Genomic DNA, 14,529 nt, shown 5'->3' on the forward strand with positions numbered 1-14,529 from the left:
TCGGCGAAACCTGCGCGAGCCCTAGGGTGACCTTGTGACCGAAGCCGCCCCGCGCCGCGCCGCGCGTGAGATCGCCCACCATCCGGCGGCCCGGCTCGGAGCCCGTGCCGGCTACGCCGCGAACGGCGTGGTCCATGCCCTGATCGGCGTCATCGCGCTCGTCATCGCCTTCGGCGGCGACGGGGAAGGCGACCAGGCCGGCGCGCTCAAGGCGATCGCCGCCGTGCCACTGGGCCTTGCCGCCCTCTGGCTGCTCGCTGTGGCCCTGTGGGCGCTGGGCACGTGGCACCTGGCGGAGGGGGTGCTCTCCCGTGACCGCGACGGCGACCTCAAGGGCGCGGCGAAGAAGTGGGGGCAGCGCGCCTCGGAGTGGGGTCAGGCCGCGGCCTTCATCGCCGTCGGGTCGGTCGCCGCAGCCGTGGCCCTCGGCGCCCGTCCCGACGGCGAATCCGCCGCGGAGGATGCCAGCCGTGGTGCGCTCACCGTCCCCGGTGGCAGCATCGTGCTGGGGCTGGTGGGGCTCGGCGTGGCGATCGGCGGCATCTCGTTCATCGTCATGGGATTCCTGCGCAGCTTCCGCAAGAAGATGGACATCCCCGACTCGCCGCTCGGCCACACCGTCACCACCCTCGGCACCGTCGGATTCATCGCCAAGGGCGCCGCGCTGCTCATCGTCGGCATCCTGCTGCTGATCGCCGCAGTCACGATCGACGCGAGCGCGGCGGGCGGCATCGACGGCGCCCTCGACGCGCTGCGCGACATGGTCTTCGGGCAGCTTCTGGTCGCCGCCGTGGGCGCCGGCTTCATCGCGTACGGCGTGTTCTGCGCCTTCCGCGCCCGCTACGCCTCGCTCTGAGACGCAGCGCCGACGTCAGCGGCGGGCGAGGCGCTCGACCGCCTCGGCGGCGGCGACGACCTCGCGCTCACCTGTGCGACGGTCCCACAGCTCCACCTCACCGGCGGCGGCGCCGCGGCCGACGATCACGATCTGCGGCACGCCGACGAGCTCCGCGTCGCCGAACTTCACGCCCGGCGAGACCTTCGGACGGTCGTCGTAGAGCACGTCGAACCCGGCGGCCTCGAGATCGGCCGACAGCTTCTCGGCGAGTTCGAACGCGGCGGCGTCGCGACCGGTGGCCACGACGTGCACGTCGAACGGGGCCACGGAGGTCGGCCAGATGAGGCCCTTGTCGTCGTTGTTGAGCTCGGCGATGATCGCGAGGATGCGGGTGATGCCGATGCCGTACGAGCCCATCGTGACGGTGACGAGCTTGCCGTTCTCGTCGAGGACCTTGAGCCCCAGCGCCTCGGCGTACTTGCGGCCGAGCTGGAAGACGTGCCCGATCTCCATGCCGCGGGCCAGTTCGACCGGGCCGGAGCCGTCGGGGGCGGGGTCGCCGGCGCGCACGGTGGCGACCTCGACGAACCCGTCGGCGGTGAAGTCGCGGCCGGCGACGAGACGGGCGACGTGCTTCTGGTCGATGTTCGCGCCGGTGATCCACGACGTGCCGTCGACCACGCGGGGGTCGAGGAAGTAGCGGATGCCGGTGGCGGACTCCTCGCCGAGGATCGGCCCCTTCTCGGACCAGGGTCCGATGTAGCCCTTCACCAGCAGCGGGTTGGCGGCGAAGTCGGCTTCGGTCGCCTGCTCGACCTCGGCCGGAGCGAACGCGACCTCCACGCGCTTGTCGTCGATGTCGCGGTCGCCGGGGAGCCCGACGACGACCAGCTCGCGCGTGCCGTCGAGGTGGGTGAGGGCGAGCACGACGTTCTTGAGCGTGTCGGCGGCGGTGTATTCGCCGTCGAGGTGCGCGTTGCAGTGCGCCACGAGCGTCTCGATGGTGGGGGTGTCCGGGGAGTCGAAGATCACCGGGGCGGGCAGCCCGTCGAACGGGATCGGGTCGGGCGCGACAGTCGTGAACGCCTCGACGTTGGCGGCGTAGCCGCCGGCGGAGCGCACGAACGTGTCCTCCCCCACCGGGGTCGGGTGCAGGAACTCTTCGGAGCGCGATCCGCCCATGGCGCCGGCATCCGCCTGCACGATGACGTACTCCAGGCCCAGACGCTGGAAGATGCGCTCGTACGCGTCACGCTGAGCCTCGTACGAGGCGTCGAGACCCTCGTCGGTGTAGTCGAACGAGTAGGCGTCCTTCATCGTGAACTCGCGGCCGCGCAGGAGGCCGGCGCGGGGGCGCGCCTCGTCGCGGTACTTGTCCTGGATCTGGTAGATCGACAGCGGCAGGTCCTTGTACGAGGAGTACAGGTCCTTCACCAGGAGAGTGAAGACCTCTTCGTGCGTCGGAGCGAGCAGATAGTCGGCGCCCTTGCGGTCCTGCAGGCGGAAGAGGGCATCGCCGTACTCCTCCCAGCGGCCGGTGGCCTCGTAGGGCTCGCGCGGCAGCAGGGCCGGGAAGTGCACCTCGTAGGCGCCGGCGGCGGCCATCTCCTCGCGGACGATCTGCTCGATCTTTCCCTTGACCCGCAGCCCCAGGGGCAGCCAGGCGAAGACGCCGGGCGCCTGCCGTCGGATGTAGCCGGCGCGGACGAGCAGCCGGTGGCTCGTGACCTCCGCATCGGCGGGGTCTTCACGGAGCGTGCGGAGGAAGAAGTGCGACAGACGAGTGACCACGAGGAGTAAGTCTACGGATGCCACCTGGGTCGACCTACGCTGGAGGCGTGTCCACCGTGCTGCTGACCGGGTTCGAGCCCTTCGCCGATGCCGCCGTCAACCCGAGCGCGGAGGCGGTGCATCTGGCGGCCGATCGCTGGGAGGGGCCGGAGACGCTCGTGACGGCGGTGCTGCCGGTGACCTTCGACGGCGCCGCATCGCGCCTGCGCGAGCTCATCGCGGAGCATTCCCCCGGCGTGGTCGTCGCGGCCGGACTCGCCGGCGGTCGGCGCGCCATCGGCATCGAGCGCGTCGCGGTGAACCTGATCGACGCCCGGATCCCCGACAACGACGGCGCGCAGCCCGTCGACGTGCCGAGCGTGGCGGGCGGCCCGGCCGCGTACTTCGCCACCGTCCCGGTCAAGGCCATCGTCCGCGCGGTGGCGAGTGCCGGCATCCCCGTCGAGGTCTCCCACACCGCGGGCACGTTCGTCTGCAACCACGTGATGTTCGTGGCGCTGGACGAAGCCGCGCACCGGCCCGGCCTGCGCGCGGGCTTCGTGCACGTACCGTGGGCGGACGGCGAGGGCGAACCGTCACTGCCGCTGGAGACCATCGCCGCGGCGCTGCTCATCGCGGTGCGGACCGCGCTGGACACCGCCGGCGACGTCGCGATGCCGGGCGGCACCCTGCACTGAGCGGGCGCGCCGGGGCATCCTGAAGACCGTGCAGCCGGCGCGCACGCCGACCGGGAGTCGACGGCGCCTCAGCGCGGACGGTCGGTTCGGCGAGTACGGCCTCTGCTCCGTTGCAACGCTGCGACGATCAGGCGGTGACGACCTGCGCCGTGCCCAGAGGTGCGTCGGGGCCCATCTCGGCGGCGATCCGGTTGGCCTCTTCGATGAGGGTCTGCACGATGTCGGCCTCGGGCACGGTCTTGATGACCTCGCCCTTGACGAAGATCTGTCCCTTGCCGTTGCCGGACGCCACGCCCAGGTCGGCCTCGCGGGCCTCACCGGGTCCGTTGACGACGCAGCCCATGACCGCCACGCGCAGCGGCACGGTCATGTCCTTGAGGCCTTCGGTGACGTTGTCGGCGAGGGTGTAGACGTCGACCTGCGCGCGTCCGCACGAGGGGCACGAGACGATCTCGAGCTTGCGCTCGCGCAGGTTCAGCGACTGCAGGATCTGGTGCCCGACCTTCACCTCTTCCGCCGGCGGCGCGGACAGCGAGACGCGGATGGTGTCGCCGATGCCCTCGGAGAGCAGGATGCCGAAGGCGGTGGCGCTCTTGATGGTCCCCTGGAAGGAGGGACCCGCCTCGGTGACGCCGAGGTGCAGCGGCCAGTCGCCGCGCTCGGCCAGCAGCCGGTAGGCCTTGACCATGACGATCGGGTCGTTGTGCTTGACCGAGATCTTGAAGTCGTGGAAGTCGTGCTCCTCGAACAGGCTCGCCTCCCACACGGCGCTCTCCATGAGCGCCTCGGGGGTGGCCTTGCCGTACTTCTCCAGCAGGCGGCGGTCCAGCGATCCGGCGTTCACGCCGATGCGCAGCGAGACTCCGGCATCCTTCGCGGCCTTGGCGATCTCGCCGACCTTGTCGTCGAACTGCCGGATGTTGCCCGGGTTCACGCGCACCGCCGCACACCCGGCGTCGATGGCCTGGAAGACGTACTTCGGCTGGAAGTGGATGTCGGCGATGACCGGGATCTGGCTCTTCTTCGCGATGATGTGCAGCACATCCGCGTCGTCCTGGCTCGGCACGGCCACGCGCACGATCTCGCAGCCCGAGGCGGTGAGCTCGGCGATCTGCTGGAGGGTGGCGTTGATGTCGGTGGTCTTGGTCGTCGTCATCGACTGGACGCTGACGGGAGCGTCGCCGCCGACGAGGACCTTTCCGACCTTGATCTGACGGCTCTTGCGGCGGGGGGCGAGGACCTCCGGCACGCGGGGCATCCCGAGATTGACTGCTGGCACGATCCCACCCTACGCCGGGCGGGCTGGGGACGGGCCGAACGCGGGGAGGGCCCTGTGCGGTGTGGTAGTTTCGGCGCATGTCCGCGAACCTCACCTGGTGGCTCACCGCATAGGCGGTGGGTTCGTGTGACGACAGACCGCCCCCGGGGCGGTCTTTTTGTTGGTGCGGCCGCTCCCATGACGAAAGACCGACCATGACCGCGTCCCTGTACTCCACGCTGGCCGACCTGCCGGCGTTCGCCCTCATCGCGCGCGATGCCGACACCGTGGAGCTGCTCACCGGCGACGTCGTCGACGTCGATCTGCTCGCCGACATCCCCCTGACGGATGCTGCGGGCACGCCCCGCGAAGTGCTCGCGATGGTGCCGTTCCGCCAGGTGCGCGAACGCGGCTTCGAATGCCACGACGACGGGGCGCCGCTGCGATGCCTCATCGTGGACACGCACAGCGCACTCCCCCGCGCCGAGGTTCTCGCGCAGCTGCCGAGCGATCCGATCGCGCTGACGGATGCCGGCTTCGACATCTCGGACGAGGATTACGCCGCCATCGTGCGCCGCGTGATCGCCGAGGAGATCGGCCGCGGCGAGGGCGCGAACTTCGTCATCCGCCGCGACTTCACCGCCGGAGTCGACGCCGACCCGCGGCTGGCGGCACTGACCTGGTTCCGGGCGCTCCTCGAGCACGAGCGCGGCGCGTACTGGACGTTCGCGATCGTGACGCCCGGGCACATCGCAGTGGGTGCGAGCCCTGAGGCGCACGTCAGCGCGCAGCATGGCGTGGTGACGATGAACCCCATCTCCGGCACGTTCCGCCACCCCGCCGGCGGGGCCACGGCCGCGACCCTCAGCGCATTCCTCGAGTCGACGAAGGAGACCGAGGAGCTGTTCATGGTCGTCGACGAAGAGCTGAAGATGATGAGCGCCGTCTGCGCCGACGGCGGACGCATCACCGGACCGCACCTCAAGGAGATGTCGCGACTCACGCACACCGAGTACGTGCTGCGCGGCCGCAGTCGGCTGGACCCCCGTGACATCCTGCGCGAGACGATGTTCGCCCCCACCGTCACCGGCTCCCCGATGCAGAACGCGTGCACGGTCATCAGCCGACACGAGACCACCCCACGCGGCTACTACTCCGGCGTCGCAGCCCTGTTCACCCCGAACGACGGGATGGATGCCGCGGACGGGCCGACCCACGACCTCGACGCTCCGATCCTCATCCGCACGGCCTATCTCGCCGAGGGACGCCTGCGCGTGCCGGTCGGCGCGACGCTCGTACGCCACTCCGACCCGGACGGCGAAGTGGGCGAGACCCACGGCAAGGCCGCCGGTGTGCTCGGCGCGATCGGCGCGATCCCCCGCGACGCACCCGTCGTGACCGCTGCCACCCCCGACAGCGACCCCGATGCCCCCGCGGCGGCACCGCGGCCGCTGGCCGAGGACCCGCAGATCGCCGAGCTGCTGGCCTCGCGCAACGCGCGGCTGGCGGAGTTCTGGCTCAACCCGCAGGGCGACGACAGCACGCCGGGGCCCTTCGCAGGGCGCACGGCGGTGGTCGTCGACGCGGAGGACCGCTTCACCACGATGCTCGCCCACCAGCTGCGGCATCTGGGCCTGGACGTCACCATCGTGCCGTGGTCCGAGGTGTCGGACGCCGCCATCGACGCCGCCGACCTCGTCGTCGCTGGCCCCGGTCCCGGAGATCCGCGCGACCCGGACAGCCCGCGCCTGCGCCGCATGCGCGAGGTCGTGCGCGGGCGACTGGCCGCCGGCAGCCCGCTGCTGGCGGTGTGCCTCAGCCACCAGATCGTCGCCGACGCGCTGGGCATCGACCTCGCGCCGCTCGACGCCCCGCACCAGGGCCTGCAGAAGACCGTCGACGTGTTCGGCGAAGCGTCGTCGATCGGCTTCTACAACACCTTCACCGCCCGGGTGACCCCGGGAACGGTGCGTGTCGCCCGGGCGGAGGTGTCCGCCGACGCCGCCACCGGCGACGTGTACGCGCTGCGCGGCCCGGGCTTCGCCTCGGTGCAGGGGCACCTGGAGTCGATCCTCTCGCGCGACGGCATGCGCACGCTCGAGCGCCTCGTCGCCGCCGCCCTGGCCTGAGCCCGCGTCGGCTGCCGCGGTCCGGCCACGCGCGCGCTCCGGTCAGCCGAACAGGGCGATCGGGTTGAACACGTCGGCGAGGATCAGGATGCCGCCCATCCCGATCATCAGCACCACGACGGCGAAGGTGGCCGGCACGAGGCGCGCGGTGTCGACCGGGCGCGGCGGCGGTCGGCGGAACACCTTCGCGACCACACGCTTCAGGCCGTCCCACAGCGCCACCAGCACATGCCCGCCGTCCAGCGGCAGCAGCGGGATGAGGTTGAACACGAAGAGCGCGAGGTTGAGTGAGGCCAGCAGACCCAGCAGCCCCGACAACCGGTTGAGCACGGGCGCGTCGATCGCGGCGACCTCGCCGGCGATGCGTCCCGCACCCACGACCGACAGGGGGCCGTCGGGGTCGCGTTCGGAGCCGGTGAACAGCGCCACCGCCGTGTCGTAGACGCGCACCGGCAGCTGCACGATGACACCGGCGACGCGCTGCACACTGTCGACCGTCATCTCCGCCCCCGCCCACAGTGGCTGCGGAACGTACTCCGACCGTGCGGTCATCCCCACCATGCCGACCTCGGCGGTGGACACCTGGCCGTCGGCGTCGACGACCTCGCGCTCGGTGAGCACGGGCGTCACCTGCAGCGTCTGCGTCTCGCCGTCGCGCTCGACGACGACCGGGAGGGCGCGACCGGGGGAATCCTGGATGATCTGCGACGCCTCGGCGAAGGTGTCGACCGCGACGCCGTCGACGGAGACGAGCACGTCGCCGGGTCGGATGCCGGCCGCCGCCGCGGGAGCGGCGGGATCGTCCGCGGTGCACTCGGCCTGCGCGGACGCTCCCGACACCAGGCATTCGCTGACGCCGGCGATGGTGGTCGTCGCGGTCTGCACGCCGATGCCGCTCAGCATGATCGTGAACAGCACGAGCGCGAGCAGCAGGTTCATGAGCGGCCCGCCCAGCATGATGATGATGCGCTTGTAGACCGGCAGCCGGTAGAACAGCCGCTTCTCATCGACGTCGGTCATCGTCTCGGCGTTGGCGGCCCGTGCGTCCTGCACCATGGTGGCGAAGAAGCCCCCACCCGCACGACCGCCACGCTCGGCCTCCGTCGGCGAGGGCGGGTACATGCCCGACATCGAGATGTAGCCGCCCAGGGGGATGGCCTTGAACCCGTATTCCGTCTCACCGCGCCGACGCGACCAGAGTGTGGGACCGAAGCCGATCATGTACTGGCCGACGTGCACGCCGAACTTCTTCGCGGGCACCAGATGCCCGAGCTCATGGAGCGCGATCGAGAGTGCCAGCCCCACGACGAGGAAGAGCACTCCGATGACGAAGGCGATGACGGTCACAGCGGGTCACGCTACCGCCACCGCCTTTGAATTCGCCGTGGCGCGCACGCACCGTACGCTGATCCTCGGGAGGCGGGCATGACGACACGACAGGCGCGGACGCTGCGCGGCGCAGCCGGTGCCGGCGTCGCGACCCTCGTCGCCGCCACGGCGCACACCCTCTCCGGCGGTGGTGCTCCCGGCCCCCTGCTCGTCGTGGCCGTCGCCTGCCTCGCCACGCCGCTCGCGGTGCTGCTCTCCGGCGGCCGCTCGGCGCTCTGGCGCACCACGCTGGTGGTGGGCGGGGCGCAGGCGCTGTTCCACGGCGCGTTCGCGATCGCCGGCGACGCCCGTACGCTCCCCGGCGGCGGGCACGCACACCATCACATCGATGACATCGTCGCTCCCGCCGCCGGCACCGTCGCGTCGACCGAAACCATGCCGCTCGGCCACCTCATCGCCGCCGTGGTCACGATCGCGGCCCTGCGCCACGGCGAGCGTCTGCTGCGGCGGCTCGGCCGTGGCATCCTGCGCCTGACGTCGCGACGCCTGCCGGCCCTGCGCCCCTCGCCGGCCGCGCCGACCGTGCCGCCGGCCCCCTGCGCCCGCCTGGGCTCCCGCCGTCTCGCCCTCTCCGCTCTCTCCCGACGGGGTCCGCCGGTCTTCGCCCGCTGACACCCCCAGGCGCTGCGCGCCACCCCGCGACGGCGCCGCCGTCGCCCAAGATCCGAGAGAGCTCACATGACCACCATCACCCCGGCACGCCGTCGCGCGCGCCTGACCGCCGGCGTGCTCGCCGGCACCGCGCTGGCCCTGGCCGCCCCCCTGGCGGCGAGCGCGCACGTCCACGTCGACCCGTCCGATGCCACGGCAGGCGGGTCGGCCGTGCTGACCTTCTCCTCCAGCCATGGCTGCGACGGGTCGCCGACCACCGCTTTCACGATCGACATCCCGGAGGGCGTCGCCGGCATCGCACCGCACGCGCACGCGGGCTGGACGATCGAGCAGGTCGGCGCCGACACCGGCGTGCCGACGCGAGTCGTGTTCACCGCCGACGAGCCCATCGAGTCGGGGCTGCTGACGACCGTCTCGATGCAGGTGACGTTCGCCGCAGACCTCGCCGGCGAGCAGGTGGCCTTCCCCGTGCTGCAGGAGTGCGTCGCCGGTGCGACCGACTGGGCGGACATCGCCGAAGACGGGCAGGACCCGCACGACCTCGAGGCCCCCGCGCCCGTGGTCACCGTGAGCGAGGCCGCCGGCGACGCGCACGGCGGCCACGGCGAGGACGCGGCGACCGACGCGGCGGCAGCCGAAGCCGAAGCCGAAGCCGAAGCCGACGCCGATTCGGCGCTGCCCATCGTGCTGGGCGCGGGCGGCCTCGCCCTCGGCGCCGCGGGCCTGGCAGCGAGCCTCGTCGCCCTGCGCCGCACCCGCCGCAGCTGATCCCGCAGGGGGCGCCGTCGTAGGCCCGACGGCGCCCCCCCTGCACATCTTGGATACGAACCAGCCGTCGCGCCGCCGCGAGGCCTCTTGTCCGACCGCGGCCCGCGGCGTAGCTTCCCCCCAGATGCGCACCGAACTGCACCGCAGCTCGGTTTTTCGCATTCGCGGCCCGCACATCGCGGGCGCCGGACATCGAGGATGGGAGCAGCTGATGAGCACAGCGAACACCGGGGACGAGGAACTGACCCCCCGATTTGCACGACCCGGCGAGGCCTCCGTCGCCGCCAGGCACGTCATCCCGCAGCAGGAGTCGCTGCCCGACACCGCCAAGCAGATCGTCGACGACGAGACGATGCTCGACGGCAATTCCCGGCTGAATCTGGCGACCTTCGTGGGCACGTGGATGGACGACGACGCCAAGCAGGTGTACGAGGCGTCCTTCGACAAGAACATGATCGACAAGGACGAGTACCCCCAGACCGCCGCCATCGAGGACAACTGCTGGCACATGCTGGCGAATCTGTGGAACGCGCCGGACGCTTCACGGAGCATCGGCACCTCCACCATCGGCTCGTCCGAGGCCTGCATGCTCGGCGGACTCGCCTTCAAGCGGCGCTGGCAGCAGTCGCGTCGTGCCGCGGGCAAAGACACCTCCCAGCCGAATCTCGTGATGTCGTCCGCGGTGCAGGTGTGCTGGGAGAAGTTCTGCAACTACTTCGACGTGGAGCCCCGTTTCGTCCCCATCAGCCTCGAGCACAAGACACTCGACGGGTACGACCTGGAGAAGTACGTCGACGAGAACACGATCGGGGTCGTCGCGATCATGGGCGTCACCTACACCGGCATGTATGAGCCGGTGGCCGAGATCGCCAAGGCCCTCGACGAGATCCAGGCCAAGACAGGTCTCGACATCCCCATCCACGTCGACGGCGCCTCCGGCGCCATGATCGCTCCCTTCCTGCAGCCCGACCTCCTCTGGGACTTCCGTCTCGAGCGGGTGCACTCCATCAGCACCTCCGGCCACAAGTACGGCCTGGTCTACCCGGGCCTCGGCTGGGTCGTCTGGCGCGACACGCAGTGGCTGCCCGAGGACCTCGTGTTCAAGGTGAGCTACCTGGGCGGGGAGATGCCGACATTCGCGCTGAACTTCTCACGCCCCGGCGCGCAGGTGCTGCTGCAGTACTACATGTTCCTCCGGCTCGGATTCGAGGGATACCGCGCCGTGCAGCAGGCCTCGCAGGACGTCGCGAAGTACCTGTCGGCCGGCATCGCGAAGATCGACGCGTTCGAACTGTGGAACGACGGCAGCGACATCCCGGTGTTCGCCTGGTACCTGAAGGAGGGGCACACCAAGAACTGGAACCTCTACCATCTGCAGGACCGTCTGCGCATGAAGGGCTGGCTCGTTCCGGCGTATCCCATGCCGGATGATCTGGGCGATCTCACCGTGCAGCGCATCGTGGTGCGCAACGGCCTGAGCATGGATCTCGCCGCCGAGCTGCTCGGCGACATCGAGACCGAGACCGCGTACCTCGACGCCCTCGAGTCGGCCATGCCCGTCGAGGGCCAGCACCCCGCGTTCCACCACTAGGCGGCAACCATGTCGACCAACCCAACGAACCAAGCGACGGATGCCGCGAAGGCGGCATCCAACCATCCGCTCACGTCCCACAAGGCCGTCACCGCCTTCCTCGGAGTCGGCCAGCTCGCGATGCTGACGCTCGTGGTGGTCGCGAGCCTGCGCTCGCTCCCCGCGATGGCGGTCTACGGGCTCGGCAGCGTCACGCTCTACATCATCCCGGCCATCTTCTTCCTCATCCCCACGGCGCTGGTCGCCGCGGAGCTGGCGACGGGATGGAAGGGCGGCGTCTACGTCTGGGTGCGTGAGGCGTTCGGCAACAGATGGGGGTTCACGGCGGTCTGGCTGCAGTGGATCCAGAACGTGGTGTGGTACCCGACGCAGATCGCCTTCATCGCGGCGGCCCTCGCGTTCGTGTTCCTCGATCCCTCGCTGGCGAACTCCGGGCTGTACACCGCGATCATCATCCTGGCGCTCTACTGGGGATCCACACTGATCACCCTGCGGGGCGGCAACCTGTTCGCCAAGCTCGGATCGTGGGGCGGCATCCTCGGCACCCTGCTGCCGGCGGTGCTGCTCATCGTGTTCGGGTTCATCTGGCTCGGCACCGGGGAGAAGAGCGAGACCTCGCTGGAGCCCTCGGCCATCATCCCGCCGTTCACCGGTATCGCCTCGATCGTGCTGATCGTCTCGAACGTGCTCGCCTACGCGGGCATGGAGGTCAACGCGGTGCACGTGAACCAGATGAAGGACCCGGGGCGCGGGTACCCGAGGTCGGTGCTGCTGGCGTCGATCCTCATCCTGCTGGTGTTCATCCTGCCGACGCTCGCGATCTCGATCGCCGTGCCGGAAAAGGACCTCGGGCTCACCAACGGCATCATGCTCGCGTTCCAGGCCTACTTCGACAAGTGGGATCTGGGATGGGCGACGGCGGTGGTGTCGGCGCTCATCGCCGCCGGGGCGCTCGCCTCGGTGATCACCTGGATCGCCGGCCCTTCGAAGGGCCTGCTCGCCGCAGCCGAGACCGGGCTGCTGCCGCCTGCTCTGCAGAAGCGCAACAAGGCGGGCGTGCAGTCGGGCATCCTCATGCTGCAGGGCACCATCGTGACGATCCTGGCGGCGATCTTCGTGATCGTGCCGAACGTGAGTGCGGCGTTCGTCGCGCTCATCGACATGGCGGCGGCGCTGTACCTGATCATGTACATGCTGATGTTCGCAGCGGCGATCGTGCTGCGACGCAAGGAGCCGAACGTCAAGCGCACCTACCGGGTGCCGGCGATGAACCTCGTCGCCGGGGTCGGCTTCGTCGCGTGCCTCTTGGCGTTCGTGCTGGCCTTCGTCCCGCCCGACGGGTTCACCGCGTTCCCGGTCGCGGCGTACCCGTGGATCGTGGGCCTCGTCATCGTCGTGCTCGGCGGACCTCCCTTGGTCTTCTACGCGCTGCGCAAGCCGAGCTGGGATCGTCGCAGTCCGGCGGAGAAGGCCCTGCACGGCACGCACGACGAGGATGAGGCTGCGGCCGCGACCGCGCCTCCGGCGGCCGGGTCGACTCCCCCGCCGTCGACAGGCTCGGCGCCCCGGTCAGGCGGAGCCCCGCCTCCATCCACCTGAGCTCGGCAGTGATCTGCGGTCGCGGGGCAGCATCCCGCGACCGCAGATCTGCGTGCGGGGTGGAGGTGTCGGCCATGCCGGGTGAGAGGATGGGAATGCCATGCCCACCGATGCCCCCACCAATCTCCCGCCCGTCCTGCGCCCGGAGCACCCGCCGGTGCGCGCGCTCGACGAGCTCGCCCGCCGCTTCAGCGGACGCGTCCGCGGCGCTGTCGCCGGAGTGACCCTGTCGGGCATCACGCTCGCCACCGCCGATCTGCGCCCCGGCGAGGCCTTCGTCGCGATCCGCGGCGCAGCCCGCCACGGCGCGGAGTTCGCCCGCGCGGCCGCCGACAAGGGCGCCGTCGCCATCGTCACCGACGAGGCCGGCGCCGACCTCGCTGCCGACGCCGGCGTGCCGATCGTCGTCGTCGACGACCCCCGCGCCATGCTCGGCGACCTGTCGGCGTGGGTCTACGGCACCGGCTCCGGTGACGACCTGCCGCTGCTGTTCGCGACGACCGGCACCAACGGCAAGACGAGCGTCTCGCACCTGCTGGAGGGCATCCTCGAGCAGGTCGGAACGGTGACGGGCCTGTCGTCGACGGCCGAGCGCCACATCGCCGGACAGGTGATCGTGTCCCGGCTGACGACCCCCGAGGCATCCGAGTTCCACGCCCTCCTCGCGCTCATGCGCGAGCGCGGCGTCGAAGCGGTCGCCGTCGAGGTGTCGGCGCAGGCGCTGTCACGGCATCGCGTGGACGGCATCATGTTCGATGTCGCGGCGTTCACCAACCTCACCCACGACCACCTCGACGACTACGCCGACATGCGCGAGTACTTCGAGGCGAAGCTGCCGCTGTTCCGCGCCGACCGCGCGCGACGGGCGGTCGTCTCGCTCGACTCGGCCGCCGGCGCCGAGGTCGTCGCGCGGTGCGAGGTCCCCTGCACGACCGTGGGCACGCCCGACATCGCGGTCGACCCGGTCGCCGCAGCAGCGGCGGACTGGGTGGTCGAGATCGTCGACGAGCGCCAGGAGGGCACCGAGTTCCGCCTCGTCGGCCCCGGCGGCCGCTCGCTGCAGACGACCGTCCCCGTTATCGGGCGCCACATGGCCGCCAACGCCGCACTCGCCATCGTGATGATGCTCGAGGGCGGCTACGCATGGGACACGATCGTCGACGCACTCGAGCGCGACGGCGGCATCCGCGCCCATCTCCCCGGCCGCACCCAGCGGGTCTCCGGGGATCGCGGACCCGCCGTCTACGTCGACTTCGGCCACTCGCCCGACGCGTTCGAGAAGACGCTCGCCGCCGTGCGTCGCGTCACCCCCGGCAAGGTGCTCATGCTCTTCGGCGCCGACGGCGACCGGGATGCGACGAAGCGCCATGACATGGGACGCACCGCCGTGCTCGGCAGCGACATCCTCGTCATCACCGACCACCACCCGCGCTTCGAGGACCCCGACTCGATCCGGGCGACCCTCATCGAGGGCGCGCGCCTGGCGCGGCCCGACGCAGAGATCCACGAGTACTCGCCGCCCGAGCGGGCGATCGTCGAAGCGGTGAAGCTCGTCGGCGAGGGCGACGCGATCCTCTGGGCCGGGCCCGGCCACCAGGACTACCGCGACATCCGTGGTCAGCGCACTCCGTACTCGGCACGCGAGCTCGCCCGGCGCGCGCTCCGGGACGCCGGGTGGCCGGTGCCCGACCCCAGCTGGCCCGTCCCCTACCCCGACTGATCGGCGCTGCGCCCCTGCGGCACACCGCCGAAACGGGCGCAAGCGGCACCCGCCGTGCATATCCGATCTTGTGTTCGCGCCACAGGGCTCATGGCGTTCGCCGAACGTTCTTTATGGGTCCCGTGCATGCTCTTCCGTTGTGGTCAGACCACGACGT

Annotated in this window: 11 protein-coding genes; 8 read left to right on the plus strand and 3 right to left on the minus strand. The window is 70.9% G+C overall.

Annotated features, from left to right (window positions below; all coding sequences use genetic code 11):
• The first annotated feature begins 34 nt into the window (after positions 1-34).
• Positions 35-856 carry a DUF1206 domain-containing protein gene (locus QNO26_RS10775; protein WP_257533334.1) on the plus strand — a complete coding sequence of 274 codons (822 nt, stop codon included), beginning with the start codon at positions 35-37 and terminating at the stop codon, positions 854-856.
• 15 nt (positions 857-871) lie between these two features.
• Here the strand turns inward: QNO26_RS10775 and QNO26_RS10780 are convergent, their stop codons facing one another.
• On the minus strand, positions 872-2,629 hold the full coding sequence (locus QNO26_RS10780) for a proline--tRNA ligase (protein WP_257533336.1): 1,758 nt from the start codon (positions 2,627-2,629) through the stop codon (positions 872-874).
• A 47-nt stretch (positions 2,630-2,676) separates the two neighbouring features.
• Between QNO26_RS10780 and pcp the strand changes: the two genes are divergently transcribed.
• Complete coding sequence (pcp, locus tag QNO26_RS10785; RefSeq protein ID WP_257533338.1) at positions 2,677-3,306, plus strand: pyroglutamyl-peptidase I; 630 nt, start codon at positions 2,677-2,679, stop codon at positions 3,304-3,306.
• A gap of 127 nt (positions 3,307-3,433) precedes the next feature.
• Here pcp and ispG read toward each other — a convergent pair whose 3' ends face one another.
• Positions 3,434-4,585: a flavodoxin-dependent (E)-4-hydroxy-3-methylbut-2-enyl-diphosphate synthase gene (gene ispG / locus QNO26_RS10790; RefSeq protein ID WP_257533341.1), complete on the minus strand. Its 1,152-nt coding sequence runs from the start codon at positions 4,583-4,585 to the stop codon at positions 3,434-3,436.
• Positions 4,586-4,779: 194 nt separating this feature from the next.
• Between ispG and QNO26_RS10795 the strand changes: the two genes are divergently transcribed.
• Positions 4,780-6,693: an anthranilate synthase family protein gene (locus tag QNO26_RS10795; RefSeq protein ID WP_257533343.1), complete on the plus strand. Its 1,914-nt coding sequence runs from the start codon at positions 4,780-4,782 to the stop codon at positions 6,691-6,693.
• Between the two features lie 42 nt (positions 6,694-6,735).
• Here QNO26_RS10795 and QNO26_RS10800 read toward each other — a convergent pair whose 3' ends face one another.
• Complete coding sequence (locus QNO26_RS10800; protein ID WP_257533345.1) at positions 6,736-8,040, minus strand: M50 family metallopeptidase; 1,305 nt, start codon at positions 8,038-8,040, stop codon at positions 6,736-6,738.
• A gap of 78 nt (positions 8,041-8,118) precedes the next feature.
• On the opposite strand from QNO26_RS10800, the gene QNO26_RS10805 reads away from it, so the two are divergent.
• The 5 genes from QNO26_RS10805 (at position 8,119) to QNO26_RS10825 (ending at position 14,372) form a co-directional block, all read left to right on the plus strand.
• A complete protein-coding gene (locus tag QNO26_RS10805) occupies positions 8,119-8,694 on the plus strand; it encodes a hypothetical protein (RefSeq protein WP_257533347.1) in 576 nt (191 codons plus the stop codon).
• A 66-nt stretch (positions 8,695-8,760) separates the two neighbouring features.
• Complete coding sequence (locus QNO26_RS10810; protein WP_257533349.1) at positions 8,761-9,462, plus strand: YcnI family protein; 702 nt, start codon at positions 8,761-8,763, stop codon at positions 9,460-9,462.
• A 211-nt stretch (positions 9,463-9,673) separates the two neighbouring features.
• Positions 9,674-11,053 carry a glutamate decarboxylase gene (gene gad / locus QNO26_RS10815; RefSeq protein WP_257533351.1) on the plus strand — a complete coding sequence of 460 codons (1,380 nt, stop codon included), beginning with the start codon at positions 9,674-9,676 and terminating at the stop codon, positions 11,051-11,053.
• Positions 11,054-11,062: 9 nt separating this feature from the next.
• On the plus strand, positions 11,063-12,652 hold the full coding sequence (gadC, locus tag QNO26_RS10820) for a glutamate/gamma-aminobutyrate antiporter GadC (protein WP_257638241.1): 1,590 nt from the start codon (positions 11,063-11,065) through the stop codon (positions 12,650-12,652).
• Positions 12,653-12,752: 100 nt separating this feature from the next.
• A complete protein-coding gene (locus QNO26_RS10825) occupies positions 12,753-14,372 on the plus strand; it encodes a Mur ligase family protein (protein WP_257533355.1) in 1,620 nt (539 codons plus the stop codon).
• Positions 14,373-14,529: the final 157 nt, after the last annotated feature.

It is taken from the genome of Microbacterium sp. zg-Y1090 (assembly GCF_030246945.1).
In the GTDB taxonomy this organism is placed as follows: Bacteria; Actinomycetota; Actinomycetes; order Actinomycetales; family Microbacteriaceae; genus Microbacterium; species Microbacterium wangruii.